The 23793-nt window shown below is 56.0% G+C and carries 22 protein-coding genes; 5 read left to right on the forward strand and 17 right to left on the reverse strand.

All coding sequences use genetic code 11. The features are described 5' to 3' along the window. The first annotated feature begins 84 nt into the window (after positions 1 to 84). Positions 85 to 972 carry a LysR family transcriptional regulator gene (locus tag ACOTZC_RS20330; protein ID WP_045402475.1) on the forward strand — a complete coding sequence of 296 codons (888 nt, stop codon included), beginning with the start codon at positions 85 to 87 and terminating at the stop codon, positions 970 to 972. A 66-nt stretch (positions 973 to 1038) separates the two neighbouring features. Here ACOTZC_RS20330 and ACOTZC_RS20335 read toward each other — a convergent pair whose 3' ends face one another. The 4 genes from ACOTZC_RS20335 to soxR form a co-directional block, all read right to left on the reverse strand. Then, entirely contained in the window at positions 1039 to 2685 is a 1647-nt protein-coding gene (locus tag ACOTZC_RS20335; protein ID WP_023310060.1) for a Na+/H+ antiporter, read from the reverse strand. A gap of 150 nt (positions 2686 to 2835) precedes the next feature. Continuing rightward, positions 2836 to 4185 (reverse strand): guanine/hypoxanthine transporter GhxP, encoded by a 1350-nt coding sequence (ghxP, locus tag ACOTZC_RS20340; RefSeq protein ID WP_023310059.1) that lies wholly within the window; start codon positions 4183 to 4185, stop codon positions 2836 to 2838. A gap of 294 nt (positions 4186 to 4479) precedes the next feature. Then, positions 4480 to 5151 (reverse strand): glutathione S-transferase family protein, encoded by a 672-nt coding sequence (locus tag ACOTZC_RS20345; RefSeq protein ID WP_421635977.1) that lies wholly within the window; start codon positions 5149 to 5151, stop codon positions 4480 to 4482. A 293-nt stretch (positions 5152 to 5444) separates the two neighbouring features. Further along, positions 5445 to 5903, reverse strand: a complete 459-nt coding sequence (gene soxR / locus ACOTZC_RS20350; protein WP_023310057.1) for a redox-sensitive transcriptional activator SoxR — start codon at positions 5901 to 5903, stop codon at positions 5445 to 5447. A 98-nt stretch (positions 5904 to 6001) separates the two neighbouring features. On the opposite strand from soxR, the gene soxS reads away from it, so the two are divergent. Then, positions 6002 to 6328 carry a superoxide response transcriptional regulator SoxS gene (gene soxS, locus ACOTZC_RS20355; RefSeq protein WP_013095071.1) on the forward strand — a complete coding sequence of 109 codons (327 nt, stop codon included), beginning with the start codon at positions 6002 to 6004 and terminating at the stop codon, positions 6326 to 6328. A 6-nt stretch (positions 6329 to 6334) separates the two neighbouring features. Here the strand turns inward: soxS and ACOTZC_RS20360 are convergent, their stop codons facing one another. Then, a complete protein-coding gene (locus tag ACOTZC_RS20360; RefSeq protein WP_045402478.1) occupies positions 6335 to 7900 on the reverse strand; it encodes an EAL domain-containing protein in 1566 nt (521 codons plus the stop codon). A gap of 646 nt (positions 7901 to 8546) precedes the next feature. On the opposite strand from ACOTZC_RS20360, the gene ACOTZC_RS20365 reads away from it, so the two are divergent. Next, a complete protein-coding gene (locus ACOTZC_RS20365) occupies positions 8547 to 8828 on the forward strand; it encodes a YjcB family protein (protein ID WP_008503385.1) in 282 nt (93 codons plus the stop codon). 62 nt (positions 8829 to 8890) lie between these two features. On the opposite strand, the gene ssb1 is transcribed toward ACOTZC_RS20365, so the two are convergent. Continuing rightward, the gene (gene ssb1 / locus ACOTZC_RS20370; protein WP_023310055.1) at positions 8891 to 9421 is read right to left on the reverse strand and encodes a single-stranded DNA-binding protein SSB1; all 531 of its coding nucleotides are present in this window, start codon (positions 9419 to 9421) and stop codon (positions 8891 to 8893) included. Between the two features lie 250 nt (positions 9422 to 9671). On the opposite strand from ssb1, the gene uvrA reads away from it, so the two are divergent. Next, positions 9672 to 12494 (forward strand): excinuclease ABC subunit UvrA, encoded by a 2823-nt coding sequence (gene uvrA / locus ACOTZC_RS20375; protein WP_045355262.1) that lies wholly within the window; start codon positions 9672 to 9674, stop codon positions 12492 to 12494. Positions 12495 to 12497: 3 nt separating this feature from the next. On the opposite strand, the gene ACOTZC_RS20380 is transcribed toward uvrA, so the two are convergent. From ACOTZC_RS20380 to dnaB, 8 genes are all read right to left on the reverse strand, one after another. Next, the gene (locus ACOTZC_RS20380) at positions 12498 to 12851 is read right to left on the reverse strand and encodes an MmcQ/YjbR family DNA-binding protein (RefSeq protein ID WP_023310053.1); all 354 of its coding nucleotides are present in this window, start codon (positions 12849 to 12851) and stop codon (positions 12498 to 12500) included. Between the two features lie 2 nt (positions 12852 to 12853). Beyond that, entirely contained in the window at positions 12854 to 13270 is a 417-nt protein-coding gene (locus ACOTZC_RS20385) for a secondary thiamine-phosphate synthase enzyme YjbQ (RefSeq protein WP_023310052.1), read from the reverse strand. A gap of 113 nt (positions 13271 to 13383) precedes the next feature. After that, entirely contained in the window at positions 13384 to 14097 is a 714-nt protein-coding gene (gene aphA / locus ACOTZC_RS20390) for an acid phosphatase AphA (RefSeq protein ID WP_045355260.1), read from the reverse strand. 357 nt (positions 14098 to 14454) lie between these two features. Then, entirely contained in the window at positions 14455 to 15648 is a 1194-nt protein-coding gene (gene tyrB / locus ACOTZC_RS20395; RefSeq protein WP_126304289.1) for an aromatic amino acid transaminase, read from the reverse strand. 75 nt (positions 15649 to 15723) lie between these two features. Then, positions 15724 to 16734 (reverse strand): AAA family ATPase, encoded by a 1011-nt coding sequence (locus ACOTZC_RS20400; RefSeq protein WP_126304287.1) that lies wholly within the window; start codon positions 16732 to 16734, stop codon positions 15724 to 15726. Further along, complete coding sequence (gene pnuC, locus ACOTZC_RS20405; RefSeq protein WP_045402482.1) at positions 16731 to 17288, reverse strand: nicotinamide riboside transporter PnuC; 558 nt, start codon at positions 17286 to 17288, stop codon at positions 16731 to 16733. The genes ACOTZC_RS20400 and pnuC overlap by 4 nt, the downstream gene beginning before the upstream one ends. A gap of 22 nt (positions 17289 to 17310) precedes the next feature. After that, positions 17311 to 18390, reverse strand: a complete 1080-nt coding sequence (alr, locus tag ACOTZC_RS20410; protein WP_421635978.1) for an alanine racemase — start codon at positions 18388 to 18390, stop codon at positions 17311 to 17313. Between the two features lie 16 nt (positions 18391 to 18406). After that, complete coding sequence (gene dnaB, locus ACOTZC_RS20415; RefSeq protein WP_023310046.1) at positions 18407 to 19819, reverse strand: replicative DNA helicase; 1413 nt, start codon at positions 19817 to 19819, stop codon at positions 18407 to 18409. A gap of 66 nt (positions 19820 to 19885) precedes the next feature. On the opposite strand from dnaB, the gene ACOTZC_RS20420 reads away from it, so the two are divergent. Then, positions 19886 to 20869: a quinone oxidoreductase gene (locus ACOTZC_RS20420; RefSeq protein WP_047173674.1), complete on the forward strand. Its 984-nt coding sequence runs from the start codon at positions 19886 to 19888 to the stop codon at positions 20867 to 20869. Positions 20870 to 21053: 184 nt separating this feature from the next. Here the strand turns inward: ACOTZC_RS20420 and pspG are convergent, their stop codons facing one another. From pspG to ACOTZC_RS20435, 3 genes are all read right to left on the reverse strand, one after another. Beyond that, on the reverse strand, positions 21054 to 21296 hold the full coding sequence (gene pspG, locus ACOTZC_RS20425; protein WP_023310044.1) for an envelope stress response protein PspG: 243 nt from the start codon (positions 21294 to 21296) through the stop codon (positions 21054 to 21056). Between the two features lie 136 nt (positions 21297 to 21432). Beyond that, the gene (gene dusA / locus ACOTZC_RS20430) at positions 21433 to 22428 is read right to left on the reverse strand and encodes a tRNA dihydrouridine(20/20a) synthase DusA (protein WP_045620061.1); all 996 of its coding nucleotides are present in this window, start codon (positions 22426 to 22428) and stop codon (positions 21433 to 21435) included. An 82-nt stretch (positions 22429 to 22510) separates the two neighbouring features. Next, complete coding sequence (locus ACOTZC_RS20435) at positions 22511 to 23770, reverse strand: conjugal transfer protein TraF (protein ID WP_126304323.1); 1260 nt, start codon at positions 23768 to 23770, stop codon at positions 22511 to 22513. Positions 23771 to 23793: the final 23 nt, after the last annotated feature.

Consider the following 23793-nt stretch of genomic DNA (forward strand, 5'->3'; position numbering starts at 1 on the left):
TGAGACGAGGCGCCAGTATAGAGAGCGCACGGTATGGACTGAAATGAATTAAAATCATCAAAGGTATAGTTTCGAGGAATAATCATGGACATAAGAACGCTGCGCTATTTTGTCGAAGTGGTTCGTCAGCAAAGTTTTACCCGCGCAGCGGAGAAGTTGTTTGTTACCCAGCCCACCATCAGCAAGATGCTGAAAAACCTCGAAGATGAACTGAACTGTACCCTGCTGATCCGCGACGGGCGCAAGCTGCTGCTGACCGACACCGGACGCGTGGTGTTCGAACGCGGGCTGGCGATTCTGGCGGAGTTTCGCCAGCTGGAAGCAGAGCTGGGCGATATCAATCATCTGAAGAAAGGTGTCCTTCGCCTCGGCATTCCGCCAATGGTGGGGATGATGATGGCCGGGCCGATTAGCCTGTTTCGCCAGCGTTATCCCGGCGTTGAGCTGAAGATTTCGGAGTTTGGTGGGTTAACCGTCCAGCAGGCCGTCACCAACGGCGAGCTCGACGTGGCAATGACCGCCCTTCCCGTTGAGGAAGAGAGCGGTCTGGCGACGCTTCCGCTCTTTAGCCACCCGCTGTGCGTGCTGGTTCCCCGCTCCGGCGACTGGCTGAAGTTAGACTCGGTGAGACCTGAACTGCTCGGCGAGCACCCTCTGCTGATCTACAACGAAGACTTCGCTCTCAGCCGCCAGCTGATGACGCTGTTTAACCAGCATAACGTCAAGCCGCGCATAGCGGTGCGCAGCGGACAGTGGGATTTCCTGGCGGCAATGGTGCAGGCCGGCGTGGGGATTGCGATTCTGCCGCAGCCTATCTGCGAGCGGCTTGATAAAAACACGCTGCGCTGGATCCCGCTGGAGAGCGACCTGCACTGGCAGCTGGGGATGATCTGGCGTGAAGGGGTGTATTTATCGCAGAGCGCGCAGGCGTGGCTGCAGTGTTGTGAGGGGTTTTGGGTGCGGTCACCCTAACCCCTGGGCTCGATCGGTTCCCTCTCCCCTGTGGGGAGAGGGCTAGGGTGAGGGGCAAAAACAGCGCTACTGATTCTCTATCAGCAGCGCTTCCAGTAGGTCCAGATCGTGCAGCAGCTTTTGCAGCGTTTCGTTGCTGATCTGCCGCGTGGCGCGTAGATGGTACAGCTCGGCGCGCTCTGAGCGCAGCGCCGCCAGGCGGAACCGGCGCTCCAGGTTTTCCTCCTGCAGCGAGCTTTCCACATCGTTACGCCCGTCCGCGCGGCGGCGCAGGTTACCAATCACGCGGGAACTGACTTCCGTCAGCAGCTGATTGTCGATGTTCTCTTCCGCATCCGCGGCCAGACGCTCTTCCATCTTCTGAATCGCGACAATTGCCACTTCGGCGGTGGCTGCCCGGGCAATACGCTCCTCTTTATGCTGCTGGGTCGAATCACCGGCATCAATATGCTGGAGTAAAATCGGCAGCATAATCACGCCGACAAACAGGGAGAACAGAATCACGCCCGCCGCCAGGAAGACCAGCTCGTAGCGCGCCGGGAAGACATCGCCCGTGGGCAGCAGCAGCGGAATGGAGAGTACACCGGCAAGGGTGATCGCCCCGCGTACGCCCGCAAAAGAGGCGATCAGCAGTTCACGCGTTGTCCACGAACCAAACTCCATCGGCTTTTTCTTCAGGAAACGTACGCTGAAGTTTTTCATCGTCCACAGCCAGCCGAAACGCACCAGCATCAGCGCCATGTAGATCAGCACGATGTCGGTAAACAGCATCCAGACCTCAACGTTCGGATCGGCTTCGGCCGCCACCAGCGAGGATTCCATAATGCCCGGCAGCTGCAGGCCCAACAGCAGGAACACCATGCCGTTAAAGACAAATTCCAGCATGGCCCAGGTGCTGTTGGCACGCAGACGCATGGCCAGCGGCGCGCGGCGCATTACGCCGGAACGGGTGATGGTCATCCCCGCCGCAACCGCTGCCAGAATGCCCGACACGCCGATATGTTCGGCAATCAGATAAGAGGCAAACGGCAGCAGGAACAGCAGTACGATCTGCGTTGCGGGCTCATCGCCGCCCCAGCGGCTGAGGAAGCGCAATGAGCGGCCATACAGCCAGCTCACCACGAAGCCTGCGAGAATACCGCCAATCGCCACCTTGAAGAATTCCAGCGTCGCGCCGCCGACGGTAAACACCATCGTGCCCATCGCAACGGCCACGGCAAACTTCAGGGCAACCAGGCCGGAGGCGTCGTTCATCAGCGCCTCACCCTGTAAAATCCCCATGATTTTCTTCGGAATACGGCCTTCACCCACAATGCCGGACAGCGCCACGGCATCGGTTGGCGACAGCACGGCGGCCAGCGCAAAAGCCGGTATTAATGGAATACCCGGTACCGCCCAGTAGATCAGAAAACCAATCCCGACGACGGTGACCACCACCAGCGCCAGCGCCAGGCCGAAGATCTCGCGCCCGTGCTCAAGGAATTCGCGCGTGGGCGTTTTCCAGCCATCGGCAAACAGCAGCGGCGGGATAAACAGCACGAGGAACAGTTCGGGGTCAAATTCCACGTGCAGGCCAAACGTCGGCCACGCCAGCAGCGCGCCGATGGCAATTTGCATTAATGGCAGGGGGACCTGAAAGGGCAGTACGCGTGTAACCACCCCGGATAGCGAGACCACAAGGGTCATGATGAGTATTGTGAAGAAGATTTCCATGCGTTCCCTGTTTGCTGTGTTGCTTATTTACTCCGGAAGGCGTCGTGCCTTTTATTCTATCTTCCCCAGAGTAACGCAAAAGGCAACAGGATGAGTCCTGAAAATAAAAACGGGCGGCCTGAGCCACCCGTTTTCGCATCAATGGACAACTTAGATTGCCCAGCCGCCCGCGTAGAACGCCACCAGCGCAACGGCGATAATCACGGTGCCAACGTTCAGCTTGCGCCATTCACCGGAAACCAGACGACCAATCACCAGCGACGCGAAGCCAATCATAATGCCGGTCACGATGTTACAGGTCAGGACAATGAAGACCGCGGTGATCAGGCCAGACATGGCGTCCACGAAATCCGCAAAGTCGATTTTCGCCACGTTGCTCAGCATCAGCAGGCCAACGTACATCAGCGCTGGCGCGGTCGCATACGCCGGAACCAGATAGGAGAGCGGAGAGAGGAACAGGATCAGCATGAACAGCACGCCGACGGTGATCGCCGTCAGGCCGGTTTTACCGCCTGCCGCCGTACCCGCTGCGGACTCGATGTACACCGCCGCAGGCGCCGCGCCCACCAGACCAGAGAAGACGCTGCTCAGGGAGTCAGTGGTCAGCGCTTTGCCGCCGTCAATAATCTGACCGTCTTTATCCAGCAGGTTCGCCTGACCGGCCACCGCACGAATGGTACCGGTCGCGTCAAACACGGCGGTCATGACCAGCGCCAGCACGCTTGGCAGGATCACCGGGTTCAGCGCGCCAACGATATCCAGGCTGCCAATCAGGGAGTTGCCCTTGTCATCGCTCAGCGACGGCATGGCGAAGATACCGGAGAAGTGTACGGTTGGATCGAAAATCAGGCCGACGATGGATACACCGATAATGGTCAGCAGAATGCCGCCCGGGACTTTCAGTTTTTCCAGACCGATAATCACCGCCAGGCCGATCAGCGACATAATCACCGGGAAGCTGGCGAAGTGGCCCAGCGCCACCGGCAGACCGTCCAGCGGGTTCTTGATGACCAGACCGACGCCGTTGGCGGCGATCAGCAACAGGAACAGGCCGATACCGATGCCGGTACCGTGCGCCACGCCCTGCGGCAGGTTGCGCAAAATCCAGCTACGGATGCCGGTCGCCGAAATCACGGTAAACAGCACACCCATCAGGAACACGGCACCCAGCGCAACCGGTACGCTGATGTGCTGACCCAGCACCAGGCTGAACGCGGTAAACGCGGTCAGAGAGATGGCGCAACCAATCGCCAACGGCAGGTTCGCCCACAGGCCCATCACGATGGAGCCCACGCCGGCCACGAGGCAGGTCGCCACAAAGACGGCCGCTGGCGGGAAGCCTGCTTTGCCCAGCATGCCCGGCACAACGATGACGGAATAAACCATCGCCAGAAACGTTGTCAAACCGGCAACAATTTCCTGGCGCACGGTGCTGCCGCGGGCCGAAATTTTAAACATGGCGTCAAGTGAACCGCCAGTACGCGCAGATGGCGTAGACATAGAAAACATCCCCTGAGAGTTTTTTAGGAAGTTTGTAAGCGAGGTGGAGACGCCACTGCCAGCTGAACGTCAAATCCTTGTGTTGCGTTTGTGACGAAAGGGCGTCACAAAAAAAGCAAACGTTTAGCTCCGCGCTTACAAACGGGTGGTCAAATTAAGGCAAACGATTATCTAGCGTAATCCCCGCCCTTTTCAACTGAACTTTCTCGTTTTTCTCTAAAATTCACTTATGACGCTGAAGAAATAAACAGAGGATGCGCAAACGTTATCGTCTATGCGCAATTTGTTTACATTTCAGTCCTCACCGGGAATAGATAACGGTCCACCCTGTTCCAGGGTTATTTGCCAGCCTGGGGTGTTCTCAACTTTTGCCTTCCATGCCTGAATATGCGGCAGATTAGCGATACCGCCGCGCGCCAGCAGCGCAAAGATCGGAAAGCTCATCTGGATATCGGCCATGCTGAGCGAATCCCCGGCAAACCAGCTGTTTTCGGCAAGATGTGACTCAATAAAGCGCGCATGGGTCTCCAGCTGACGGTTGAGATACGCTTTCTGCACCCCCTGCCCCAGCGCTTTGCCCAGGGTTCTGATACCAAACGGCACCGGCGGCTTGCCGAGGCTGTTGAAGACCAGCTTCATTAACAGCAGCGGCATCAGCGATCCTTCGGCGTAATGCAGCCAGAAGCGGTATTGCACCTTATGCGCGGGATCCAAAGGCTTAAGCCGAGACTCGGCATCGTACGTTTCCTGCAGATATTCCAGAATGGCGCCAGACTCCGCAAGAATCAGTCCGTTATCTTCGATGACCGGCGATTTGCCCAACGGATGCACCTTTTTAAGAGCCTCCGGCGCCAGCATGTTCTTTTCGCGCTGGTAGTGGACGATCTCATAAGGCAGGCCGAGTTCTTCCAGCGCCCAGATCGCGCGGTGCGAGCGCGACTGGTTAAGGTGGTGTACCGTGAGCATGGCTTTCTCCTGTTATTCATACTTTTTAACTATAGAAAATTGAACAACACCGCGAAAAAAATTCGTCTAAAAAACGGTCGGTGAGGCTGGCGAAAAAACGGGTCTTGCATAGAATTAAAGTGTCAGCACAATCCGGAACCTCCCCAACCAGCTCGACACTGAGGGGTGCTGATGTCGGGGGAAACCCTCCCGTGAACCAGCGGGATAGAGTGAAAGACAAAGACCGGGAAAAACTAAAGCGCCCTTATGTGGCGCTTTAGTTCTTTATTATGCTTTTTGCCGGCCGCACAAACTCAATCCTCTTCCAGCAGCCGCGCCCCCGTCCCCTGCTCACCCAGCCTGTCGCCAGGGTTACGCAACGGACAATCGCTACGCGACAGGCAGCCGCAGCCGATACAACCGTCCAGCTCATCACGCAGGACGACCAGCGTATGAATACGCCGGTCCAGCTCTTCACGCCACTGGGAAGACAGCTCTTTCCACTCTTTCGGGCTCAGCGTATGCCCTTCAGGCAGCACGCCAAACGCCTCGCCGATGGTGGCCAGGGGGATTCCGATTCGTTGCGCAATTTTGATAATCGCCACGTAGCGGAGCACGTCTCGGGTATAGCGGCGCTGGTTGCCGCCGTTGCGGATGCTTTTAATTAACCCTTTGCTTTCATAGAAGTGGAGCGCCGATACCGCAACGCCGCTTCGCTTCGCCACTTCGCCGGGGGTTAAAAGCGCTTTAATTCGCGGCAATCTCTTTTCCATAAAACCTCTTTACCTCAAGTTAACTTGAGGAATTATACTCGCCCGCAGAGAAAACGACGAATTAACCGAGATAGTTGTATCTACAGAGGGGCAACCTTATGTCGCATCAGCAGATTATTCAGACGCTTATTGAATGGATTGATGAACATATCGACCAACCGTTGAACATTGATGTGGTCGCTAAAAAGTCGGGCTATTCGAAATGGTATTTACAGAGAATGTTCCGCACGGTCATGCATCAGACGCTGGGCGAGTACATTCGCCAGCGCAGACTGCTGCTGGCGGCGCAGGCGCTACGCTCCACGCAGCGGCCCATTTTTGATATCGCGATGGACCTTGGCTATGTGTCGCAACAAACCTTTTCCCGCGTGTTTCGCCGCGAGTTTGACCGCACGCCGAGCGACTATCGCCACCAGTTGAATTAATCACCCTCAGTGCAAAGGCTGCTGCTGCCAGGTCATAAATTCCTGGGGCGGCATCGCTTTCGCGAAGTGCCATCCCTGACAAAACTGGACGCCGCGCTTCAACAGCCAGCTCACCTGCTCTGCCGTCTCTACCCCTTCCGCAATGGTTTTCAGCCGCAGGCTTTGCGCCATCTCGATAATATGCTCGGCGATCAGGTGGCTGGTACTGTTGGTCGTTAAGGTATCGATAAACGATTTATCGATTTTCAGAATATCCACGTTCAGCGAGTAGAGGTTGTGCAGGTTCGAGTAGCCGGTACCGAAATCATCGATCGCGACTTCATAACCCGCCTGACGGAAAGCCTGAATCACCGGCGTGGTTTTTGGCACATCGATAAAACCGCGTTCCGTCACTTCTATTTTGATTTGCTGCGCACGGACCGCGTAGTGGCGGGCCTTTTCGGAAATCATGGCGATCAGCCGCGAGGAGTGGAAGTCCGTGGCCGACAGGTTAATCGAAATATAGAGATGCGGATGCTCGGCCAGGAAATGACCCAGATCGTTGAACACCTCCTCAACGACATAGTCCGTAATCCGCTCGCTCATTCCCTCACTTTCCGCCAGCGGGATAAACTCAGCCGGGCTCATCACCTGCCCGTTAAAGCCAGGCCAGCGTAACAGCGCCTCCGCGCCCACACACTGGTTATTCTTAATATCAATAATCGGCTGATAGTGGACGCAAAGCTGTCGTTTGTTCAGCGCGCGGTGCAGTAAGCGCCCCGGCGAATTAAGCTCACGATGGGTACGGGACCATACCAGCAAAATAATAATGCTGCAGATCATGCCCAGCGGCAGCGTCAACGTCGCCTGGTGATAAAGCGTTTCATAAAAGCGTTTATTTGATGTCGAGACAATGGCCGCAATCGGTCTTTTGGGAGATGTTACGATCGTATAAAAGCGGTTATCTTTTTGAAATACCGATTCCTTATCCCGAATCATCGAATTTAATAAAGAAACATTGGCTTTCTGGCTGACGGAAAAGAAAGCATTGGTTACCGTGTCGTACACACCCCAGGAGAGAGAATGATCCGCGGACATGACTTCGCTGTATGAAAGCGGGTTGACGACAACCACATAATTTCCGCGCTGCATATATGTCATTTTATAGCCAGTATAAAATGGGGTGTCGCGATAATAATAGATAGCGACGTCAGGTTTACGCGTGTAATTAGCGACAGGAATGGCGTAGGGGTGATCCGGTGTAAAAACGGTCGAACAAAGAAAATTCTGACCTTCAGCGTAAATTAAATCGGCGACAAACAGGCGGCCACGAACAACGTTCAGCATATATTGACGGTGTCCCGGCGTGCAAAGCTCGCCCTGATATTTTACCGCCTCGTCCCTGGCCAGCTCAACCTGTTGAATAACCAGCTCTGTTTTGTCTAAAGCCAGTTCAGCAAATGTGCGTAGCTGGGCGCTTGTTTCAGAAACGGCTCGTAGCTGGGCAAACCATAGCGCAAGCATCACCGGCAGCATAACTACCATGATGATCCCTACCACCCTGAGCATTTTGCGCCGCGCGCTACGATTCATTTCCCGCCCTATATCCCTGCATGTTGTACGCCTGTAGTAATGAAGGCCGGATGCTTTGTTAAACAGGTGATTACGTTGCATGAATCATGCGAAGTTAGCAACTGACTTTTAGTATTAAAAATCTTAAATTTCGTTATGCCGATAATATTTTCCCGTAAGTTAAACTGTAAGTATTCGTTCCGTTTCAATTAAGGAAAATAATTATCCAGCCCGTTAGGGCTGACGGGAAGATAACACAACAGACGATCGTTGATTAAGCCAAACGTCTGACAGCATGAAAAAAGTACAACTTCATCGGGACGTTTTATACTATTTGCTCGGAGGCATTGTGTTCGTTGATTTATAAATAGTCAGCCTTCACCACAATATTTTCAGGATTGGGTGAGAATAACGTCCCTCTTATAAAAACCGAATTTGCGGTATCACCACCTGCCCGATGTGCGTTTCCGGCACACTGTGTGCCCACCTCCTCGTGCGCCGAAGGCCGAACCAACCCGCGCAATCGCCTTTTCTGAAGAATAAAATCCTCTTTTTTGATCGCTCAGACACTGGCGAATAAATCAACAAATGTGATATAGTTCACACATATTTTGTAACGAGAAACACCGTTTCATTCAGTTCGTCTGTTTTGTAGAGGATGGGTTTTATGGCAACCATTACTACCAGCATGGTTCTCCTGCGCTGGCCTTTGTTGAGTGCGGTACTGATGTTTTTAGCCAGCACGCTGAATATTCAGTTTCGTAAATCTGACTATGCGGGTCTTGCTGTCATCAGCACCCTGCTGGGGCTGGGTGCAGCCTGCTGGTTTGCAACGGGTCTGCTTGGCATCACCCTGCTGGATATCGCCGCCGTCTGGGAAAATATTAAAGTGGTGATGGTTGAGGCGATGAGCCACACGCCGCCAGACTGGCCGATGGTGATTACCTGATCCCTGACGGAATAAAAAAACCCAGACGATAGTCTGGGTTTTTTGTTTTCAGCACGCGGAAATCAGAACGGAATGTCGTCGTCGAAATCCATTGGCGGTTCGTTAGACGGCGCCGGAGCAGACTGCTGCTGCGGACGAGACTGCGCGCCGCCGCTGAACTGGTTGCCGCCCTGCGGCTGCTGAGGCTGACCCCAACCGCCCTGCTGCTGGCTCTGACCGCCGCCAGCCGGTGCGCCACCGCCCTGACGGCCACCCAGCATCTGCATGGTACCGCCCACGTTGACCACGACTTCCGTGGTGTACTTCTCAGCACCGGACTGATCGGTCCATTTGCGGGTACGCAGCTGGCCTTCGATATAGACCTGAGAACCTTTACGCAGATACTCACCGGCCACTTCGGCCAGTTTGCCAAACAGCACAACGCGGTGCCATTCGGTCTGCTCTTTCATCTCACCGGTCGCTTTATCACGCCAGGATTCGGAAGTAGCCAGCGTAATGTTGGCAACTGCGCCACCACTCGGCATGTAGCGTACTTCCGGGTCCTGGCCCAGATTACCGACGAGAATCACCTTGTTTACGCCTCTGCTGGCCATGTTCGTGTCTCCTGAATACGTTTCTTAATAGTGTAAACGCGCGAGTGTACCATTTCCATGCTGCACTTTGATAGTTGCGTAGCACGTTCCAGAGTTCTCTCGCAACTCCACATTGTTACACAGCCAATCAGAAAATGCATTCCAATACTGTATATTCAAACAGGTCAAATTGTGTCATAATTAGCCGTTTCTGACAGCCGTTTGTCCTTCAAACAAATCAGGCAATCCGTGTTCCAACCGGGAAAGGTGAATGGATAAGATCGAAGTTCGGGGCGCCCGCACCCACAATCTCAAGAATATCAACCTCATAATCCCTCGCGACAAACTCATTGTCGTGACCGGGCTTTCGGGGTCTGGCAAATCCTCACTGGCTTTCGACACTTTGTATGCCGAAGGACAGCGTCGTTACGTTGAATCGCTCTCTGCGTACGCGCGTCAGTTCCTGTCGCTGATGGAAAAACCGGATGTCGACCACATTGAAGGGTTGTCCCCTGCTATCTCTATTGAGCAGAAGTCCACCTCGCATAACCCGCGTTCAACGGTCGGTACCATTACCGAAATTCATGACTACCTGCGTCTGCTGTATGCCCGCGTGGGCGAGCCGCGCTGCCCGGACCACGACGTCCCGCTGGCGGCCCAGACCGTCAGCCAGATGGTGGATAACGTGCTGTCGCAGCCGGAAGGCAAACGCCTGATGCTGCTGGCGCCGATCATTAAAGAGCGAAAAGGCGAACACACCAAAACGCTGGAAAACCTGGCAAGCCAGGGCTATATCCGCGCCCGTATCGACGGCGAGGTGTGCGACCTGTCCGATCCGCCAAAGCTGGAGCTGCAGAAGAAGCACACCATCGAGGTGGTGATTGACCGCTTTAAGGTGCGCGACGATCTCGCCACGCGCCTGGCGGAATCCTTTGAAACGGCGCTGGAACTTTCTGGCGGCACGGCCGTGGTCTCCGACATGGACGACCCAAAAGCGGAAGAGCTGCTCTTCTCCGCCAACTTCGCCTGCCCGATTTGCGGCTACAGCATGCGCGAGCTGGAACCGCGCCTGTTCTCATTCAACAACCCGGCGGGCGCGTGCCCGACCTGTGACGGCCTGGGCGTCCAGCAGTATTTCGACCCGGACCGCGTGATTCAGAACCCGGAACTGTCGCTGGCGGGCGGCGCCATTCGCGGCTGGGACAAGCGTAACTTCTACTACTTCCAGATGCTGAAATCGCTGGCAGAGCACTATAAGTTCGACGTCGAAGCCCCGTGGGCGAGCCTGACCCCGAACGTGCACAAAGTGATCCTGTTCGGTTCCGGCAAAGAGAACATCGAGTTCAAGTATATGAACGATCGCGGCGATACCTCCGTGCGTCGCCACCCGTTCGAAGGGGTGCTGCACAACATGGAGCGCCGCTACAAAGAGACCGAATCCAGCGCGGTGCGCGAGGAGCTGGCAAAGTTCATCAGCAACCGCTCCTGCGCCACCTGTGAGGGCACGCGTCTGCGTCGCGAAGCGCGCCACGTGTTTGTGGAAAACACCGCGCTGCCGACCATCTCAGACATGAGCATCGGCCATGCGATGGACTTCTTCAACAACCTGAAGCTCTCCGGCCAGCGCGCGAAAATTGCCGAAAAAGTGCTGAAAGAGATCGGCGATCGCCTGAAGTTCCTGGTGAACGTCGGCCTGAACTACCTGACGCTTTCCCGCTCGGCAGAAACGCTCTCCGGCGGTGAAGCCCAGCGTATCCGTCTGGCGAGCCAGATTGGTGCGGGTCTGGTAGGCGTGATGTACGTGCTGGATGAGCCGTCCATCGGCCTGCACCAGCGCGACAACGAGCGCCTGCTCGGGACGCTGGTTCACCTGCGCAACCTCGGCAACACGGTAATTGTGGTCGAGCACGATGAAGATGCGATCCGCGCGGCTGACCACGTCATCGACATTGGCCCAGGCGCTGGCGTGCACGGCGGTCAGGTAGTCGCGGAAGGGACGCTGAAGGACATTATGGCGGTACCCGAATCGCTGACCGGCCAGTTCATGAGCGGCAAGCGCAAGATTGAAGTGCCGAAACAGCGCGTAGCGGCAGATCCGGAAAAAGTGCTGAAGCTGACCGGCGCGCGCGGCAACAACCTGAAAGACGTCACCCTGACGCTGCCGGTTGGCCTGTTTACCTGTATCACCGGCGTGTCCGGTTCCGGTAAATCGACGCTGATCAACGATACGCTGTTCCCGATTGCGCAGACGGCGCTGAACGGCGCGACGCTGGCCGAGCCTGCACCGTACCGCGATATCCAGGGTCTGGAGCATTTCGATAAAGTTATCGACATTGACCAGAGCCCGATTGGCCGTACCCCGCGCTCTAACCCGGCAACCTATACCGGCGTCTTCACGCCCGTACGTGAACTGTTTGCCGGTGTGCCGGAAGCGCGTTCACGCGGCTATACGCCAGGACGCTTCAGCTTTAACGTGCGCGGTGGCCGCTGCGAAGCGTGCCAGGGCGACGGCGTGATCAAGGTTGAGATGCACTTCCTGCCGGATATCTACGTGCCGTGCGACCAGTGCAAAGGCAAACGCTATAACCGCGAAACGCTGGAGATTAAGTACAAAGGCAAGACCATCCACGAAGTGCTGGACATGACCATCGAAGAGGCGCGCGAGTTCTTTGACGCCGTCCCTGCGCTGGCGCGTAAGCTGCAGACGCTGATGGACGTAGGCCTGACCTACATTCGTCTGGGGCAGTCGGCAACCACGCTGTCCGGCGGTGAAGCGCAGCGCGTGAAGCTGGCGCGTGAGCTGTCAAAACGCGGCACAGGTCAGACGCTCTACATTCTGGACGAGCCGACTACGGGCCTGCACTTTGCCGACATCCAGCAGCTGCTCGAGGTTCTGCATCAGCTGCGCGATCAGGGCAACACTATCGTGGTCATCGAACATAACCTGGACGTGATTAAAACCGCGGACTGGATTGTCGATCTCGGCCCGGAAGGCGGCAGCGGCGGCGGTGAAATTCTCGTCTCCGGTACGCCAGAGACCGTTGCAGAGTGCGAAGCCTCGCACACCGCGCGCTTCCTTAAACCGTTGCTGTAATTGTCACACGGAGAGTTGCTGTCGGGTGGTTTCCGGCAGCAGCTCAACCGCCTGCTGATAGGACGCATCCACCAGGTAGTAGATCTGTGAGCCTGGAATCGATCCATCCAGATAGACGGTGCTCCAGTGCGCCTTATTGAGGTGCTTGCTCGGCCTCACGTCATCATGCTGTTGACGTAGCAAATCCGCCAGTTCAGGGCTGGTTTTCAGCGACGCCGCCGGACGGCCTTCCACCTCTTTCACCATCGCAAACAGGACATCTCCCACTTTAATCTGCGTGGCTTTCCAGTCGCTATGAACGCTCTGCTCCGCGCCGGGCTTGCTCATGCAGTACTGAAGTATCTCCGAAATTGTCATCTTTATTCCCCTTGTAGCGTGGCGATAATTTTACGCGAACCACCGTGAATGCGATGCTCTCCCAGCCAGATCCCCTGCCACGTTCCCAACAGCAACCGCCCGTTGTGAACCGGCAGCATCAACGATACGCCCAGCAGGGAGGATTTAATATGCGAAGGCATATCGTCCGCCCCCTCATAGTCATGCTCGTAAGGCGCGTTGTCCGGGACGCTCTTCAGAAAATGGTGCTCCATGTCGGACCGGACGGTGGGATCGCAATTTTCATTAAGCGTGAGAGAGGCGGACGTGTGCTGAAGCAGCAGATGCAGCAAACCCGTTTTCACCCGCGACAGGTCGCGGAGTTGACCGATGACTTCATCCGTCACCAGGTGAAATCCGCGTGGTTTAGCGCTTAAGGTCAGGGTCTGTTGATACCACATGTGCTGCTCCGTGATGAAAGATGAATCTTTCTAAGTGTGCAGCAAGAAGACGAAAGGTAAAACCCGCAGCAGCGAGATTTGATTAAAAAAGAGTCAAACCCGCTGCCATGTACTTAATACTCCGAATTGACGATCACCTCTTCGCCAAACTTTCCGGCCATCGGAAGCGGTCGATAGGTCGAGTTAGAGGCGCGCAACACCCTGATCCCTCTGGCTCCCACGTCATGCGCGGCGGTGATGTCGTTATCCGAATCGCCGTAGAATACTTTGATATTTTTCTTTTCCAGCCACTGGGTTTTGGTGTTTTGCCCTTCTTTGTCACCGGCAAAAATGACCGGATTCATGCTGGTTGCCGGGATCTGGAAATCATCCTGCAGCGTTTTAGAGACGGTTTCGGTTTTGGTCTGACTGCGGCCGGTGACAAAGTAGATGCTGTCACCGCGCTTCACGTGCATAGCAATAAGCGCACGGGCAACCTCTTTCGGGATGCTGAATTCGTCCCAACCGTTATTCATTTTTTCCCAGAATTCCGGGTTCTTCAGATACGCTTCGCTGTCGGGTGAATACGTTTTCTTCCCGCGCCAGAAGCCGGGGCTTGAGAACAGCACTGTATCGTCAATGTCAAAACCCACGGCCATTGGCGGGCGGCCGATCAGGCTGTTTTCGATTTGGGCCACGGAAACCCAGTGAATGGGTGCCTGCTCGGCGAGAATGGCGGCGGTGGTGCCGGTGTAAAGCGGCGTCGGGGCAGAAGCTCGCGCGACGACGGCGCTATTAAGCGAGAACAATAAGCAGGCGGCGCTGAGCGCCAGTGTGATCTTGCGCATATTTTCCCCTGAATATTCAGTTTGTTATCGTTTTAATTTGAGTAGATGGTCAAAAAACTATCCGACCATAACCCCAGCGGGAGGTGAAGGGAAGGAGTTTTTGCTTATGAAGCGGAATAAAAAGAAGATGATCACAAAGAGTGGATGAGTGATGTAGGCCCGGTAAGGCGCAGCCGCCACCGGGCAAGATTTTCTGCGGCCTGATGCCCTCACCCCAGCCCTCTCCCACAGGGAGAGGGAGAACACCCAGCCCGTAGGCCCGGTAAGCGAAGCGCCACCGGGCAAGATTCTTGTACGACCTGATGTCCTCACCCCAACCCTCTCCCACAGGGAGAGGGGGAAATGAATAGTGAGTACTTACATTACAGCGGCAAACGCCTGCGCCACGCGATGAACGTTGCTGGAATTCAGACCCGCCACGCACATACGGCCGCTGGCAATGAGATAAACGCCGAACTCTTCGCGCAGGCGATCGACCTGCGCCGCGCTCAGTCCGGTATAGCTGAACATCCCGCGCTGCTTGAGCAGATAGTCGAAGTTATGTCCCGGCACCGCCTCTTTCAGGACGTTAACCAGTTCCTGACGCATAGACAGGATGCGCTTACGCATCGCTTCCACTTCGCCAAGCCAGGACGCTTTCAGCTGCTCGTCACCGAGAACCGTCGCCACCACCTGCGCACCAAAGTTTGGCGGGCTGGAGTAGATACGGCGTACCGTCGCTTTCAGCTGGCCGAGGACGCGACCCGCCGCTTCGGCGTCTTCACAGACCACGGACAGACCGCCAACGCGTTCACCGTACAGGGAGAAGATTTTAGAGAAGGAGTTACTTACCAGCGCTGGCAGACCTGCGCTGGCCACGGCGCGGATGGCGTAAGCATCTTCTTCCATGCCCGCGCCAAAGCCCTGGTAGGCAATGTCGAGGAACGGAATCAGGTCGCGGGCCTTCAGTACCTCAATCACCGCATCCCACTGGGCGTTGGTGAGATCCGCCCCGGTCGGGTTATGGCAGCATGGATGCAGCAGCACAATGCTGCGCGCCGGCAGGGTGTTCAGTTTTTCCAGCAGTGCTTCGACGCGCACGCCGTTCGTTTCGCTGTCGAACCACGGATAGGTCGCCACGCTGAAACCTGCGCCCTCGAAGATCGCAACGTGGTTTTCCCACGTCGGGTCACTGACCCACACGCCTGAATCCGGGAAGTATTTTTTCAGGAAGTCTGCACCCACTTTCAGCGCACCCGAGCCGCCCAGCGTCTGGATGGTCGCCACGCGTTTTTGCGCGAGCACCGCGTGATCGGCACCGAATAACAGCGGAGCGATGGTGTTGCGGTAGGCGTTTAACCCTTCCATCGGCAGATAAAGAGAAGCACCGTGTGGAACAGCATTCAGACGCGCTTCGGCTTCGGCAACGGCTTTTAACTGAGGAATGATGCCATCCTCGTTGTAATACAGACCGATGCTGAGGTTCACTTTGTCGCTGCGAGGATCTTCTTTGAAACGCTCCATTAAGGAGAGGATAGGGTCGCCGGCATAGGCGTCAACTTTCTGAAACACGCGATGGTTCTCCGGAATTCGATGAGGCAGGGATTTCAACAATAAACCGGAAGTAGGAGAAGGTCGAGAGCGATATCAGGCCAGCCCCTGGATATATCGGCAAATTTGATCGATTCGCTCAGGCAGTGAGCCCTGCACGCGCAGAAAAGGAATATTTCGTGCCGATAGCTCTGCTTCATACCATACCTGCTGTCTGTGGCGAAACGCCTCGCCCTGCCGGGTGCCATCCTGTACAAACGGAAATTCATCTCCGCAAAGTACGACCAGTGCATAGTCTCGTTCAGCTAACTCCTTTAACGCCTGCGGCGCGCTGCCAAACTGATCGAGTGTGTAAAACAGGGTCGTTAAAGGTGACGTATCACAGACCAGATAAGGCGCCGTGCAGGCTAATGCTTCCCGGCGCACTTGCTCGCGGGCAATATGCAGCAAATCCTCCAGCTCCAGGATGCCGTTCTTCGCTTCCCAGTGTTCACGACCATACTCTGCAACGTACGGAACGTTTAGCGTCTGCGCCAGTGCCTTTGCTAGCGTGCTTTTGCCCGTCGATTCTCCACCTAATAAGCAGATACGAAAAACAAAGCTTCGGTACACCTCTGGGGACATCATCTTACGATAACGATGAACATCAGAACGTATGCGCGTTCCCGAAGGGGCATCAGGTCCCAGTGGACGCTGGAGACGAACGTGCGCAACCGGTCGTCCGAAACGTTGGCTCAACACACTAGCAAACCCGTCTCCATAGTCTTCGGCAGTAAATACCGCCTCTGGCTGACAATGCAAAATGTCCTCACATAGCGTTGCAACATAATGCCGGTGAAGATCGTCATCAGCGTCATTCGGTGGATGTGGCGCAAGGCCATATGAAGCCAACACTTGCGGCGAAAGCACGAGGTGGCGACATTGCGGGAAGCGCGTTGTTAACCAGTTAAGCCGCTTTTCAGGTTCGTAACCGCGTATTTCCGGCGACGAATAGCTGATGATACAGACCGTCTCGCACTGCTCAAGAGCCGCATTGATAAGCGCTTCATGCCCTGAATGCAAAGGTGCAAATTTGCCCACAACCAGGCCGCTGGCATAACGCTTCATTGCGCGCGGATCTCCTTACGCCACTGATACAGTCCATGCCATGCATTAAACCAAAATAGCAAATATAACCCGGCGGTCAGATGCAGGTCCCTCATCGCATACAGCGGTACCGCCAGCGTGTTAACGGCAATCCAGACGTACCAGTTTTCCAGACGTCGTCCCATCAGCATAAACTGAGCAAGAACGCTGAATGTCAAAATGATGGAATCCAGCCAGGGAGCCCAGGCATTCGTATAGAGATGCAATATCAGTCCATACACCGCCGCCACGCTCACGGCACAGGCCAGGAGCATCAAGAAATGCCCCGGTTTGGTACGACGAACAGGCAATACCTCTCCATGGTTGCCTTTAAGCCAGTGCAACCAGCCGGTTATGCTCGTAACAATGAAGAAGAATTGAAGCGTAACGTCAGCATAAAGCTGCACAGAATAAAAGACCCAGGCATAAAGCCCGCTGCCTATGATGCCAATCCACCACGTATGGATGTTATTTCTGGCGGCCAGCCAGACGGAGAGCGCATAGGCCAGACAAGCCGCGATTTCTGAAGGGGACATTATCCTTCCCTGGAATGAAATGTTAGTCGACGTACTTCATCGCCACCCTTGACGTCAGGCGCGTGATAAGTTCGTAAGCACTCACTTTCGTAATTTCAGCAATGCGTTCAACGGGCAAACCTTCCCCCCACATCACGACATCGTCGCCGGGCTTATCCTGGGCTTCAGGCCCGAGATCGACACAAATCATGTCCATCGCCACGCGGCCAACAATCTTCACCTCGCGACCGTTGACCAGAACTGGCGTGGCCGAAGGCGCGGCGCGCGGATAGCCGTCACCATAACCCATCGCCACCACGCCGAGACGGGTATCACGCTCGCTGGTCCAGGTACCGCCGTAGCCCACAGGCTCACCTGCTTTATGGTCACGCACGGCAATCAGGTTAGAGACCAGCGACATGACCGGCTGGAAGCCAAAGTCCGGCCCCCAGGGTTTGTTCTCCAGCGGCGACACGCCGTAGAGAATAATGCCTGGTCGCGCCCAGTCGAAATGCGACTGCGGCCACAGCAGAATCCCGCCGGATGCCGCAATCGAGCGCATCCCCGGCTTGCCTTCGCAGAAGGTGTTAAAGATATCCAGCTGCCGCTCGGTCGCACCGCACTCGGGCTCATCGGCACGGGCGAAGTGGCTGACGATATTCACCGGCTGACGCACGTTTTTGCACCGGCATAAACGCTGATAAAACGCTTCCGCGCTTTCCGGACGCACGCCAAGACGGTGCATGCCCGTGTCGAGCTTCATCCAGACGTTCACCGGCTCGCTCAGTTCGGCGGTTTCGAGTGCGGTTAGCTGTTCTTCATTATGTACCGCCGTGTGCAGATGCTGGTCAGCAATGGTCGGCAGATCGCTGGCTTCGAAAAAGCCTTCGAGGAGCAGTATGGGTTGAGTAATACCGCCCGCGCGCAGGCGGAGGGCTTCTTCAAGACGGGCGACGCCAAAGGCGTCGGCATCGGGGAGCGTTCGCGCGGTCTCAAGAAGACCGTGTCCGTAAGCGTTCGCTTTCACGACTGCAACGAGCTTGCTGGCAGGCGCCAGTTCACGCAGACGTTGCAGGTTGTGTCGCAGAGCGCGGCGGTTAATAACAACAGTTGCCGCTTGCATTTGAATTCCTTAGAAATTACTCATCATCATATTGAGGACCGGCATAGTTGTCGAAACGCGACCACTGTCCGTTAAAGGTCAGACGCACCGTCCCGATTGGGCCGTTACGTTGTTTACCAATAATAATTTCGGCGATCCCTTTCAGGTCGCTGTTCTCGTGATAAACCTCATCACGGTAGATAAACATAATTAAGTCGGCATCCTGCTCGATGGAGCCAGACTCACGCAGGTCAGAGTTGACCGGGCGCTTGTCGGCACGTTGTTCCAGAGAGCGGTTCAGCTGCGACAGCGCGACTACCGGTACGTGCAGCTCTTTGGCTAACGCCTTGAGCGAGCGGGAAATCTCCGCAATTTCAAGCGTACGGTTGTCGGAAAGCGACGGGACGCGCATCAGCTGAAGGTAGTCGATCATGATGAGGCCGATGCCACCGTGTTCACGGGCGATACGGCGCGCGCGGGAGCGCACTTCCGTCGGCGTCAGGCCGGACGAGTCATCGATATAGATGTTACGTTTTTCCAGCAGAATGCCCATGGTGCCGGAGATGCGCGCCCAGTCTTCATCATCGAGCTGGCCGGTACGAATGCGGGTCTGATCTACGCGCGACAGCGACGCCAGAGAACGCATCATAATCTGCTCGGAGGGCATCTCAAGGCTGAAGATCAGCACCGGCTTATCCTGCAACATCGCCGCGTTTTCGACGAGGTTCATCGCAAAGGTAGTTTTACCCATCGACGGACGCGCGGCGACGATAATCAAATCCGACGGCTGCAGGCCGGCGGTTTTCTTGTTCAAATCGTCATAGCCGGTGTTTACCCCGGTCACACCGTCGTGCGGCTGCTGGAACAGCTGTTCAATACGGGCAACGGTGGCGTCGAGGACATCGGCGATGTTTTTTGGGCCTTCGTCTTTATTGGCGCGGCTTTCGGCGATTTTAAAGACGCGGGATTCAGCCAGGTCGAGCAGGTCTTCGCTGGTGCGCCCCTGCGGATCAAAACCGGCCTCGGCGATCTCATTCGCCACCGAGATCATCTCGCGGACGACGGCACGTTCGCGCACGATATCGGCATAAGCGCTGATGTTCGCCGCACTAGGCGTGTTTTTTGACAGTTCCGCCAGATAGGCAAACCCGCCGCAGCTGTCGAGCTGACCAAGACGCTCCAGCGATTCCGCGAGCGTGATCAGGTCGATCGGGCTGCCCGATTCCTGCAGGCGCGCCATTTCAGTAAAGATGTGGCGGTGCGGGCGGGTGTAGAAATCTTCCGCCACGACGCGCTCGGCGACGTCGTCCCAGCGCTCGTTATCCAGCATTAAACCGCCCAACACCGACTGTTCCGCTTCAATCGAGTGCGGCGGGACCTTTAACCCTGCGACCTGGAAATCACGCTCTCGAGGTTCAGTCTGTTTGTTGAAGGGTTTGTTTCCTGCCATAGTGAATGGAGTTACCGAGATAAAGAGTGGGTCGAAAGATTACCATATTTTTCTTACGGAGGGAGCATGGCAACGCGCATTGAATTCCAGAAACACGGTGGGCCAGACGTACTGAAAGCGGTGGAGTTCACCCCCACCGCGCCTGGCGAAAACGAAGTGCAGGTTGAAAACAAAGCCATCGGCATTAACTACATCGACACCTATATTCGCGGCGGTCTCTACCCGCCGCCGTCAATGCCGAGCGGCCTGGGCACCGAGGCAGCCGGTGTCGTCGTTAAAGTGGGCAGCGCGGTTAAGCATATTAAAGAGGGCGATCGCGTGGTATACGCGCAGTCTGCGCTGGGCGCTTACAGCTCCGTCCACAACGTTCCGGCGGATAAAGCCGCCCTGCTGCCTAACGCCATCTCCTTTGAGCAGGCGGCGGCCTCGTTCCTGAAAGGCCTGACGGTTTACTACCTGCTGCGCAAAACCTATGAAATTAAACCCGACGAGCAGTTCCTGTTCCATGCCGCAGCGGGTGGCGTCGGGCTCATCGCCTGTCAGTGGGCAAAGGCACTGGGCGCGAAGCTTATCGGCACCGTCGGAAATGCACAAAAAGCGCAGCGCGCGCTGCAGGCGGGCGCCTGGCAGGTGATTAACTACCGTGAAGAGAGCATTGTTGAGCGGCTGAAGGAGATCACCAGCGGCAAAAAAGTGCGCGTGGTGTATGACTCGGTGGGGAAAGACACGTGGGAAGCGTCGCTGGACTGTCTGCAGCGCCGTGGTCTGATGGTCAGCTTCGGCAATGCGTCAGGCGCGGTAACCGGCGTTAACCTCGGCATACTGAACCAGAAAGGTTCGCTGTATGTGACTCGCCCTTCCCTGCAAGGATACATCACCAACCGGGAAGAACTTGAGGAAGCCAGCAACGAGCTGTTCTCGTTGATCGCCAGCGGCGTCATCAAAGTGGATGTGGCAGATGCGCAGAAATTCGCGTTGACCGATGCGCGGCGCGCGCATGAGGTGCTGGAGAGCCGGGCGACGCAGGGGTCGAGCTTGTTGATTCCCTGAGCCCCAAAAAGAAATTGGGCTTCCCGTGGGAAGCCCTTTCTTTTTTTAGTTCGGCTGTATGTAGGGTACAGCTCGATGAATTCTTTAACGGCAGTCATAGTGACAGATTCGATAACTAAATCCTATTCTGTTCTAAGCCATGCCGCCGGAAAAGTTACAAGTATGTGACGAACCCCTCAATACCTTAGTAACGGAAGCGGTTATTGCGCTGATAACTGGGCACTTTTGGCGCTTTAATCGCCCGAATCACCCACACGACCGCAATGGCCAGCAGTAGCCACGGCAACAGTTTGATCGTCAGCGCAAACAGTCCGCCAATAAACATGACCACCGTCGCCACCACGATAGCCGCCAGAATGCCGAGCAGCGAAACGCCTGTCGCTAACAGCATGACAAAAAAGCCAATCACAAAAAGTAGTTCCAGCATGGTGCTCTCCCACGAGTTCCTGAGTAATGCAGTCAGCATTACAAGAATCATGCCAGTATTAAACTGTTGTTATTAAAGCAAAACGCCCCGCGAACGTTCGCAGGGCGTGGTGAATTTGACGAACTTTTAGCGAAAGTTATCGCTTGTCTGCCACCAGTCGCAGCGCATGTTCCAGCACCTCAATATCGGCACCGGCTTTATGCGCATTCTCGCTCAGGTAGCGGCGCCACTGACGCGCGCCCGGAATCCCCTGGAACAGACCAAGCATATGGCGGGTGATATGGCCGAGATAGGTACCATTGCTCAACTCGCGCTCAATGTAAGGGTACATCGCACGCACGACCGCAACCGGATCGGTGTCCGCGCCTTCGATACCAAAGATTTCGCGATCGACCGTCGCCAGAATGCCCGGGTTCTGATACGCCTCGCGCCCGACCATCACGCCATCCATATGCGCCAGATGCGCTTTGGCCTCTTCCAGCGACTTGATGCCACCGTTGATGGACATCGTCAGGTGCGGGAAGTCACGCTTCAGTTGATACACGCGCGGATAGTCCAGCGGCGGGATCTCACGGTTCTCTTTCGGGCTGAGGCCGGAGAGCCAGGCTTTTCGCGCGTGAATGATGAACATCTCGCACTCGCCTTTCCCGGATACCGTGTTGATGAAGTCGCACAGGAATTCGTAGCTGTCCTGATCGTCAATGCCGATACGGGTTTTGACCGTGACCGGAATGGAGACCACATCGCGCATCGCCTTGATACAGTCCGCTACCAGCTGTGCATTCCCCATCAGACAGGCGCCAAACATGCCGTTCTGCACGCGGTCGGACGGGCAGCCAACGTTCAGGTTGATCTCGTCGTAGCCGCGTTCTTCCGCCAGCTTCGCGCACTGCGCCAGCGCGACCGGATCGCTGCCGCCCAGCTGCAGGGCAACCGGATGCTCTTCTTCGCTATAGGCCAGATAGTCGCCCTTCCCGTGAATGATTGCGCCCGTGGTCACCATTTCGGTGTACAGCAGCGTATGGCGGGAGAGCTGGCGCAGGAAATAGCGGCAGTGTCTGTCCGTCCAGTCGAGCATCGGCGCAATGGAGAAACGGTGTGCAGTGAAAGCGGTCTGTAATTCTGACGACATGGCGAAGTTTTAAGCATCTGGTGGAAAAGGGGCGCTACTATAGCACAAAGAAAAGCCGGAGGCGCAGCGCCTCCGGTGGACTTTAGAACGTCATGCTCAGCTGAGCCCCGGCACCCCAGGTTTCGTCCTCGCCGTACAGACCCATCAGGTCAACATGTACGGTACTGAACGGCGCGAAACCGACACCGCCGGTAAAGACATTGCTGTCGTTACCCTTCACGTCCGCGCGATAACCCGCACGCACCGCCAGCCAGCTGAGCGGCGTAACCTCGGCACCGACCCCCACGTACTGCGACGTATCTTCGCTCTTGAAGCCTTTGGTTTCCGTCAGATCGCCATCGGCGGTCAGCGTCACCAGGTCGTTGTGCCAGGCGGCACCGGCGGTCACCAGCGGACGGATCTGGTAGGTGTCTTTATAGCTCACCACTTCTCCCGTCCGGCCGTTGCGGATACGGATATCTTTGGTGTCGATATCGCGCGACATCAGGTTTTGGCCGCTCACGCCAACGGTCCAGTGTTCGCCGAAATCAGCCGCAATACCGGCATCGACGTTGAAGCCCGTGTCGTCCGTGCGGTAGCGGCTGTCGTTCCACTTGTTACTGTCGTAATCGTAGATTGACGTGGTGTAGTTATAGACCCAGGTTTTTTGCAGTTTTGGCGTCACGCCCACGGAAACCGGGACGCCGCCGAGGTCAAACTGACGGGCAACGGCAACACCATAGTCGGACACAATCGCTGCCCGGCCAGACGCCGTTGAGTTGAGATTTTTAGTGATCTGATCCGTACCGTTCAGCGCAGCGTCCAGGGCAACACCGGCAGCCACCACATTGCTTCGTTGAATACCGCGCAGATAATCAATATCTTGCTGATCGATAGACGAACTCACCCGGCCATGGGCGTACCCTTTCGCCATAAAGGCCACGGAAAGCACATCGTTAGGAATACTCACGGCAAGCCCTGCGCCTGCCGTCGCGCGTGCGGTTTTGCCCTTGAGATAGTCCAGCTCATCGGCCAGATCTTTGGCCGCGCCCTGGAATTGATTAATGGAACCTAACGGATTGGTGATGACCTGAATTGGCGTAAGGTTATCAACCACATCCTTATAGTGATTAATTTTGTCGTTGATGGTATCAATCTCATCCTGAAGATTGTCCTCATCCGTCACCTGAACGCCAACGGCCGGCAAAATGACCGTCACATCATCGTCCGGTTTTGCCTTTGCCAGCAACGCGGGGTTGATTAACGCCCCGCTACCATAGCTCCCGGAGGCAACGCCAGTGCCACCCATTGCGTCACTCCGTGATTCTGTCCAGGTATTGGCTGCTCCCGCCTGATTTGCCATAAACAAGGAAACAGCGATACTCA

Source organism: Enterobacter cloacae complex sp. SHL009, assembly GCF_049237205.1.
GTDB classification, from domain to species: domain Bacteria; phylum Pseudomonadota; class Gammaproteobacteria; order Enterobacterales; family Enterobacteriaceae; genus Enterobacter; species Enterobacter cloacae_M.

Bases quoted from the DNA above. Each gene is read 5' to 3' on its own strand.
- ACOTZC_RS20330 (WP_045402475.1), top strand. From the start codon at position 85: ATGGACATAAGAACGCTGCGCTATTTTGTCGAAGTGGTTCGTCAGCAA.
- ACOTZC_RS20335 (WP_023310060.1), bottom strand. From the start codon at position 2,685: ATGGAAATCTTCTTCACAATACTCATCATGACCCTTGTGGTCTCGCTA.
- ghxP (WP_023310059.1), bottom strand. From the start codon at position 4,185: ATGTCTACGCCATCTGCGCGTACTGGCGGTTCACTTGACGCCATGTTT.
- ACOTZC_RS20345 (WP_421635977.1), bottom strand. From the start codon at position 5,151: ATGCTCACGGTACACCACCTTAACCAGTCGCGCTCGCACCGCGCGATC.
- soxR (WP_023310057.1), bottom strand. From the start codon at position 5,903: ATGGAAAAGAGATTGCCGCGAATTAAAGCGCTTTTAACCCCCGGCGAA.
- soxS (WP_013095071.1), top strand. From the start codon at position 6,002: ATGTCGCATCAGCAGATTATTCAGACGCTTATTGAATGGATTGATGAA.
- ACOTZC_RS20360 (WP_045402478.1), bottom strand. From the start codon at position 7,900: ATGAATCGTAGCGCGCGGCGCAAAATGCTCAGGGTGGTAGGGATCATC.
- ACOTZC_RS20365 (WP_008503385.1), top strand. From the start codon at position 8,547: ATGGCAACCATTACTACCAGCATGGTTCTCCTGCGCTGGCCTTTGTTG.
- ssb1 (WP_023310055.1), bottom strand. From the start codon at position 9,421: ATGGCCAGCAGAGGCGTAAACAAGGTGATTCTCGTCGGTAATCTGGGC.
- uvrA (WP_045355262.1), top strand. From the start codon at position 9,672: ATGGATAAGATCGAAGTTCGGGGCGCCCGCACCCACAATCTCAAGAAT.
- ACOTZC_RS20380 (WP_023310053.1), bottom strand. From the start codon at position 12,851: ATGACAATTTCGGAGATACTTCAGTACTGCATGAGCAAGCCCGGCGCG.
- ACOTZC_RS20385 (WP_023310052.1), bottom strand. From the start codon at position 13,270: ATGTGGTATCAACAGACCCTGACCTTAAGCGCTAAACCACGCGGATTT.
- aphA (WP_045355260.1), bottom strand. From the start codon at position 14,097: ATGCGCAAGATCACACTGGCGCTCAGCGCCGCCTGCTTATTGTTCTCG.
- ACOTZC_RS20400 (WP_126304287.1), bottom strand. From the start codon at position 16,734: ATGAAGCGTTATGCCAGCGGCCTGGTTGTGGGCAAATTTGCACCTTTG.
- pnuC (WP_045402482.1), bottom strand. From the start codon at position 17,288: ATGTCCCCTTCAGAAATCGCGGCTTGTCTGGCCTATGCGCTCTCCGTC.
- alr (WP_421635978.1), bottom strand. From the start codon at position 18,390: ATGCAAGCGGCAACTGTTGTTATTAACCGCCGCGCTCTGCGACACAAC.
- dnaB (WP_023310046.1), bottom strand. From the start codon at position 19,819: ATGGCAGGAAACAAACCCTTCAACAAACAGACTGAACCTCGAGAGCGT.
- ACOTZC_RS20420 (WP_047173674.1), top strand. From the start codon at position 19,886: ATGGCAACGCGCATTGAATTCCAGAAACACGGTGGGCCAGACGTACTG.
- pspG (WP_023310044.1), bottom strand. From the start codon at position 21,296: ATGCTGGAACTACTTTTTGTGATTGGCTTTTTTGTCATGCTGTTAGCG.
- dusA (WP_045620061.1), bottom strand. From the start codon at position 22,428: ATGTCGTCAGAATTACAGACCGCTTTCACTGCACACCGTTTCTCCATT.
- ACOTZC_RS20435 (WP_126304323.1), bottom strand. From the start codon at position 23,770: ATGGCAAATCAGGCGGGAGCAGCCAATACCTGGACAGAATCACGGAGT.